This window comes from Serratia sp. LTN-2, from assembly GCF_059740205.1.
Window position 1 is genome coordinate 58227 of record NZ_JCAXDO010000017.1, and the last position, 6804, is coordinate 65030.

Genomic DNA, 6804 nt, shown 5'->3' on the forward strand with positions numbered 1-6804 from the left:
GTTACCCCGCAAAGGAAAGAGAGACCAGTGTTTGGTTCTTCCCGGAGACCACGACTTCATTGATGTTTATCCGTTTAACAACGAACTCCGTACCCGGGATACGATTCCCCACCTGCACCGTAACCTGATTGCCGTTGCTGAGTGCCAGCACGGCCGTGAATCCTTTACCCGCGCCGGTGATCTCCACAATCTGCGGTGGAGCAGCATCTTGCACCGCGCCCTTGACCTCGGATTTGTTGTCCTGAGAAGGTGGCGCCGGGTTGAAAGGCTGATCCAGTGCACGGTCATACCCGTTCTTTTGCAGTTCATTCAGCGCCTTGGCCCTGGCCAGCTGAGCCTCGTAAAGCACAGTCTCTGCCTGGATGGCTTCCAGTTGACCAAGATTTAACGCTCGCCCAGCCTCCGCGCGCGCAAACGTGGTCGGCAGAGGAAGATCCGCTGGCGTGGGTGACTTCACCGACGGTGAAGCGGGCGGAGCCGCCGGTATGTCAGCGACCGGCGCGGCGAAGACACCAGGTGCAATCAGCACCAGGCACAACGCCCAGGGCGTTACTCTGGATTTAGCGGTTGGCATACAGAAGTCCCTCAATGGTGTATTCCAGACGGTTGTTTTTTAACGTGGTCGTGATGCTGGACGCCCTTATTCCACTGCTGTTGAAGCGCGTTGGCGCAAACAACCGATCGGGCGGAATATCGGTAATGAACGTGAAGCTGTAGGTACGCCACGGCAGATTTTGTACGTCGCCCTGCGTTAACTGCGTGCTTACGTCTATTTCGCTTAGGCGCAAGCGCGCATTGATACGCTGGGCATAACTGGTTAAGTGCTGAATTTGCTGGCTGCCCGGGAGAAGATCTTCGGGATGTTCTGGAGGAGAAAGTGGCACTGGTAATGCAAAAGAGGCGTCGTCGGCGCTACCGGGAATATTAAAAACGGGTTGAATATCTGAACCATAGAGCACGGGTAACCGCAAGGCAAAATCCCCTACGGTGCCACCGTTCGGCAAGGTGTAGTGCAGTATGATTTTTCCCTGCGCATCACACGTTGCTGTATTGAAAACCCAGCCTGCAATAGAGATCTGCGCATCTTTCCATACGCGACTGCAGGCACTGAGCATCGGTGGAAACCGCGGTTGTGTAGCCCAGGGTTTCAGGTTGTCGGCCGGCGCCTGTTGTGCCATCTGTTGCCTGGCCATCAGCGCGGCCTGAGCTGCTGCTATGCGCGCATCTTCCTGGTGTTTCTCCCAGACTGAATAACCCACATACCCGGCCCCCAGGGCCACCACTGCAATGCCCCAAAGCCACAACACCTTCGGATCATGAGTCTGACTCAGCCGGGCCCGGCGCAAACCGACCTTGCTATCGACCAAGTCGGTGAGGGATTTATCTTCCGTGTCTTCCTCGGGAAAGAAGCCGCCAGGAGCATATATTATCCACCCCGCAGCAGGTGCTGAGGTGATCGCCAGAAAATTGGTCACCGCAGTGCGTATAGCCGTTTCATCCCCCACGATATCACCGAACGGGGAAAGCATGCCGTCACTGACAGCGACGAACCAGTATTGCCCATTGGATAACGGAAAAACGCCATAACACGCCTCTGGCAATGCCGGCAGAACCGCCAACGCCATCGATGCCATCCCGCCTCCTTTTCGGACAGCCTTGCCGGCGAGGTTGACAGTGCCCAGCAAGGTGCCTTGTGCCTGGCCGTCACCGGTTGGCAATGCTGCCCAATGCGTGGCCCTGGCCTCCTTCGCACGCAAACGCATGCTGCGGTGCCCACGCAGCGGCAAATACTGCCAGTGCAACCCGGCCACAAGCCAGGCGTTCCCATTCTGCAGCGTGTAGGTAGTCTGTTGTTTCATGGCTTATCCCAAAATGACCGGAGTGATAAGAATGACCAGCATGGTTTTGTTATTTTCACCGTTGGCGCCGCCGCCGAGTCCAAAGAAGCGGAAACTGCCGACGCCCTGGCGATTTGCGGTGTTGTTGAGAGATTGGTAACCACTGAGCACCAACGTTTGTCCGGATTGCATAATGACGCGCTGGGTAAAGGTTTTGAGCCGTGTTTTCATCAACTCAACCGACGTTTTTTCGCTGGTGAACGTGCGCATGGTCGGGTCATCTGACATATTGATCGCAAACTGCAGCTGCATTTTTGGCGACTGGGGCATCAGGAACGGCAGCACGGTCATGTTGAAACCGGTGGTTATCGTGGATTTGGTGATGCTGCTCGATGAACCGACGTTGGCCGTGTTCTCCGTAGTGACGTTGGACGCATAGTCCTGCTGCAGCGCAACCTGGATCGGCACCGCTGACAGGTTAGTGGTCATGCTCGAGGCCTCTGTCATCACGCTGACATTCGCTTGTTCCGACAGGGCTTTGATAAAGGCTTTGGTGCCCGCCCCTTTGCCATCAAGGATAGAAACCCCACCGTTCAACGCATCTGAAGCCGCGCCGGTAAACGCGTTGGTCAGTGACAAGCCGACGCTGCCACTGTTGAATACGGCGTTCCAGTCGATGCCGTACTGATCCTGAGTGCGTTTTTCGACGCTGTAGACCTGCACGTTGAGTACGACCTGGCGGTTGAGTTCTTTATTGCGGTCTTCCAGATAACGGCCTATCTGCTCAAGAACGCGCGGTGTATCCGTCACCGTCAGGACGCCGGCGGACAAATTCATGCGACCGGTACCGGGTGTTAACATCGACTTAATGGTATTGGTGACGTCCTCGTACAGGCTTGATTTGATTTCCATCTCAGTCGCCTGAGAGGTATTGGAGTCGCCGCTGAGTCCACCGCCACTGCTGTCACCCGTTGCCCCCATCGATGAAGTGGTGCCGCTCACGGTTTTGGAGCCAAAACTCGCCTTACTGTCCATGAACATGACCGGGAACGTCCGGGTGTCGAGATAGAAAATGGCGATCCGGCCCTGCTCATAACGCCATGACAGCCCAAGACGCGTAGTGACATTATCAAGCAATCCCCCCAACTCGCCCTGCCAGAACACGCCCCTGAGTGCAGTGCCACCACTGACGACCGGCGCAGCACGGGCAGATGAACCGCCCAAGGCGGCTAACGGCACCAACCCATTCGGGTCTGGCGCCGGAACAGGGCCACTTATCTGCTCAGTTTTGGCACCAGTCGGTGCCAAGATAGCCTGTGCATCAGGCGTTACCACCACTGGCAAGCGACAGCGCTTACTGATGAAAGCACTGACTTCCGCCAGTGTGATGCTCCCAGGACGATTGATGGCCACAGCGCAAGGAGGCAGCAAACTATTGCCACCAGGCTGAGCATTTAACGGGTAAGGGTTGATCCACTGAGAGGTCAAATCCCGCACCACGGAACCCTGTTTAAGGGCATGCAGATGTTTATCTGCCTGATTTTCGTCCCGTGATACTCGATTATCGATCTTATCGATGCGCTCAAGCGGCGCACATGCGGAAAGCAGCAAACACAACGTCGCCGCCAACCCGGTCAAGGGGAGGTGTTTTTTCATTGTTAACCTTACGATGAGAGATTAGTTGAGGTACACCAGGCTGCCGTCAGTAATGCTCGCCGGCACATTGACCTGCATGTCAGTGCCAAAGCTGTCGATAAGGCGTCTTCCGACGACTTTGCCAATCAGCGCGGAATGTCGGCTCTGCACCAACAACGCCGCCATCAGCCCAGGTTGATCTGGCTGATAGACATACACTCGATCAGCGTGCAAAACATTGCGCAACCCTGCAACGGATGACCAGCCGAAGGCGCTATCGGGGATCACACCGTCTTTTTGTTCAGGATGGCTATAGCGCCAGTCGTTTATCGCATTAAGATATTGCACCGTGTTGCGCGCCTGCTGGGAAAGAGTCTGATCCTCTAGGGATACCGGAGGGACTTGCGGTGGAGGGTCAAGCCAGACAATCATTCCCATGAATATGGCAAAGAGCCAATAAATCATCAGTGCACCTCTTTATCATCTACGGAAATAACGCACTGAAGAGGGCGGATACCTGCATACAGCGGCACTTTAGCCGTTCCGTAAAGGGTAAATAGACTGTTTAGCGCATCGCGGAAGGATCCTTCGAAGTGCAATGGAGCATCAATGCGATAGTTAACTGGTGTTAGCCACGCAACTGTCCAGTGAGTGATCCCCGGTTGGTTACATACTTCGCTGGCTGCCCAGTTAAACAGGGTATCTTTGAGCGTGTTGCCAGCATCTATTCGCCAATGTTGCTTTTGTTGTACGACAGTCGCTTTCTTGGATGTTCTGGTTGTTGTGGCTGGTGCAACCGCTTGTTTTAAATCTGCTGATTTGCCGCCATTGAAAGGGTTGCGGCCGTGAGTTACAGATTGAGGTGATCCGCTTGGGGTTACTGCTTTTGACTCGATCTTGGTTGCAACTTTAAATGCTGCTGTTTTGTTTGCAATGGATACTCGGCGCACGGCCGAATCAATCAACCCTACTTTTCCTTGTTTTTCCAATAACTGATTCAATGCATCAACCCAGATGACGCCGCCACGCCATACCTGAGGTATTTGCTCATCAGGATGAAGATCCTGGGAAAAGCTCAGCGTCCAATCAGCCGGCACAATTTTACGTAATGCATCACGTAATGACGACGCACTTCCGGCCCCCGCCAGGGTCGAAGGTGGTGGTGCATTGCCTACGAAACGTAGTGCTGTCATCGACGCGCTCAACCTCTGGCCAGCCAGCGCAGAAGGGCTCGTTGATATGCTTTGCTTACCAGGTGCTTTTGTTTGTTTTACGCGAGTCACCGCAGCCAGCTCATTTTGGGCCTGTTTTAGAGGCGACACTTGCGCTTCGATTAGCGTTGTTACTAACTGCTGGGCAGTGATCGCAGACTTTTCTGGATGGTTGTTAATGGAGCATCCGCCCAATACAGCGGGTGCTAAAACGACGGGTAGCCATTTTTTCACGTTTATACCTCGCTATGAATCGCTTCCACGCTTGTTAACCTGTTGTGGACGACGCCCCCGACGAGGTTGCTTAACCTTGTCGAGTACGCACTGAGCCAGCTGTTGACTATCGATTTGAGGGGCTAACTCAAGAATGGCGTGAAGAACGTCTCTGCAGGCTACTGGACGTTCAAGGATCGCGGTGAGGTTTACAGCCTGCTCGTTCAACATGTTGTTATGTTTTGGCACGATGGAATAGGTCTGGCGCGTAGCCATGGCGCGTTGTGTCATTAGAGACCTCAGTTTGAGATGCAATAAGCATAAAAAAGCCCCTTCAGATATCTGAAGGGGCAAGGAGCTATCTATGGAGTTGTAACAGAGGGACTATTTTAGAGCGTCGATAAATGCATGGAGCATTGCGCTACGCGTCTCACCATCATGCTCATTCGCGAGTGCCTGAATTTGTTGGCGCTGATGATGTGATAGATGTGCACGTGCAGCGTGTTTCTTTCTTTGTCTGCGTTCTGATGAAAAAGCTTGGACGCAGACAGGGAGCTCCATTACTTCTTCAATCGCAGCTTCGCGAATCGGGGTTATGGCACCGGCAAACCGCACAAGATGGCTGATTCCGGGACAAGCTTCGACTTTAGACGAGTGAAACATTTCCGGGTCAAAGCAAACAAACATATAGCCAGGGAAAAGAGGCTCGATCACCTTTTTCTGCTGGCCTGGTCGGTCAGCTCGAGGGCGAAAAGAAAACATCAACGGGCTGAAAGCCATGATGTTGCGACGCTCGAGCATCATCTGTGCTTTGAATATATTGTCTTTGCCTGGTTTTAGCGCGGCGAGATACCAGCCTTCCATGAAAGTCTCCCGTAATACACGGTTAAGCTACAGATGATTGAATTGAACGTTAGGTGTTTGGCAGGCTCCGCCAAAATCGATCCCAAACGGGTTCAATTGGCAGTCGCTTATATTAGAGGGATTGAGCATTTGCTGTATTCCCTTATGGCTCTTTAGCCTGGACTGCACCCGACACCAATGGCAGGGAGGTGCCGACAAGATGCTATCAGATGCAGTCCAGGCTGAAGAAAACTTGTACGAGGGATCGAAAAGCTAGTTGGCGGACTGGCTGTTCTACATGAACCGTACTAAAGTATGCGAAGAAGTGTATTGGCAAATTTTAATTGTGTAAATACTTTTATTTGCGATCTGAAATGCTGTAAAAGCACATCACAACAGAGCAAAAGCTCTGTTTAACTCAACTTTTTGAACCATTGATCTGGAAAAGATCCTTTTTTTAGATCATTAGATCGATATGACAATTAAAACAGAATAATTAACTGCCCTAACTATTCTAACGGGTGGTGGATTTTTGCTCTGATTTTGGGCGGATTTCATCTTATGCTGCCTATCTTTGGGTTTAATCCTATTGACTGCGCGTGTGATTTAATTTTTTTGGTGGTTGTTTGCACAGCTGTTGGAGAGTGGGTCTGTATGCTAGGTAAACTTAGCCATCAAAATCCGAGGTGTGCGCCCAAAAAATGATCTTCAGAGATCCTTTTGTTGCACCAGAGAAAAAATAGAGTAGTATTTGCGGATGTTTATGCTGTTTTCAGGGGCATAATTGCCTGAACAGACAAGCTTATATATCCAATGTGTAGCTGAGGCTTCAGGTTGGGAAGGATCGAGCATATCCGAAATGCTCAGGGAAGAGGGTTGATCGAAACCCTGAATGCAAAAACCCCCCGAAATCTGTCATCAACTTGGCGGAAGAGTCAGATATCAGGGGGTCAAAAGCAGGCGCTGGCCTGTGAGAGATTATAACTCATGCAATTTAGAAAACAACACCTGTCCGCCATAAGTTCGGGACAGGGTGGCTGAACAGTCTAACAACCAATTTACTC

General features: G+C 52.2%; 6 protein-coding genes. All 6 read right to left on the reverse strand.

What is annotated here, in order from left to right; all coding sequences use genetic code 11:
* Position 1 precedes the first annotated feature (1 nt).
* Positions 2 to 574 (reverse strand): type IV pilus biogenesis protein PilP, encoded by a 573-nt coding sequence (gene pilP / locus AC6BYQ_RS23420; protein WP_094887939.1) that lies wholly within the window; start codon positions 572 to 574, stop codon positions 2 to 4.
* The gene (gene pilO2 / locus AC6BYQ_RS23425) at positions 561 to 1859 is read right to left on the reverse strand and encodes a type 4b pilus protein PilO2 (protein ID WP_094887938.1); all 1299 of its coding nucleotides are present in this window, start codon (positions 1857 to 1859) and stop codon (positions 561 to 563) included. The genes pilP and pilO2 overlap by 14 nt, the downstream gene beginning before the upstream one ends.
* A gap of 3 nt (positions 1860 to 1862) precedes the next feature.
* A complete protein-coding gene (gene pilN, locus AC6BYQ_RS23430; protein WP_306686639.1) occupies positions 1863 to 3494 on the reverse strand; it encodes a PilN family type IVB pilus formation outer membrane protein in 1632 nt (543 codons plus the stop codon).
* Positions 3495 to 3515: 21 nt separating this feature from the next.
* Positions 3516 to 3938: a type IV pilus biogenesis protein PilM gene (pilM, locus tag AC6BYQ_RS23435; protein ID WP_285142738.1), complete on the reverse strand. Its 423-nt coding sequence runs from the start codon at positions 3936 to 3938 to the stop codon at positions 3516 to 3518.
* Positions 3938 to 4918 (reverse strand): toxin co-regulated pilus biosynthesis Q family protein, encoded by a 981-nt coding sequence (locus tag AC6BYQ_RS23440; RefSeq protein WP_306686640.1) that lies wholly within the window; start codon positions 4916 to 4918, stop codon positions 3938 to 3940. The genes pilM and AC6BYQ_RS23440 overlap by 1 nt, the downstream gene beginning before the upstream one ends.
* A 363-nt stretch (positions 4919 to 5281) precedes the next feature.
* The gene (locus AC6BYQ_RS23445) at positions 5282 to 5761 is read right to left on the reverse strand and encodes a transcription termination/antitermination NusG family protein (protein WP_285142740.1); all 480 of its coding nucleotides are present in this window, start codon (positions 5759 to 5761) and stop codon (positions 5282 to 5284) included.
* Positions 5762 to 6804 lie beyond the last annotated feature (1043 nt).

What these genes read in the sequence shown, in the direction of transcription:
- pilM (WP_285142738.1), bottom strand. Translation starts at nt 3,938, where the DNA reads ATGATTTATTGGCTCTTTGCCATATTCATGGGAATGATTGTCTGGCTT.
- pilO2 (WP_094887938.1), bottom strand. Translation starts at nt 1,859, where the DNA reads ATGAAACAACAGACTACCTACACGCTGCAGAATGGGAACGCCTGGCTT.
- AC6BYQ_RS23445 (WP_285142740.1), bottom strand. Translation starts at nt 5,761, where the DNA reads ATGGAAGGCTGGTATCTCGCCGCGCTAAAACCAGGCAAAGACAATATA.
- pilN (WP_306686639.1), bottom strand. Translation starts at nt 3,494, where the DNA reads ATGAAAAAACACCTCCCCTTGACCGGGTTGGCGGCGACGTTGTGTTTG.
- pilP (WP_094887939.1), bottom strand. Translation starts at nt 574, where the DNA reads ATGCCAACCGCTAAATCCAGAGTAACGCCCTGGGCGTTGTGCCTGGTG.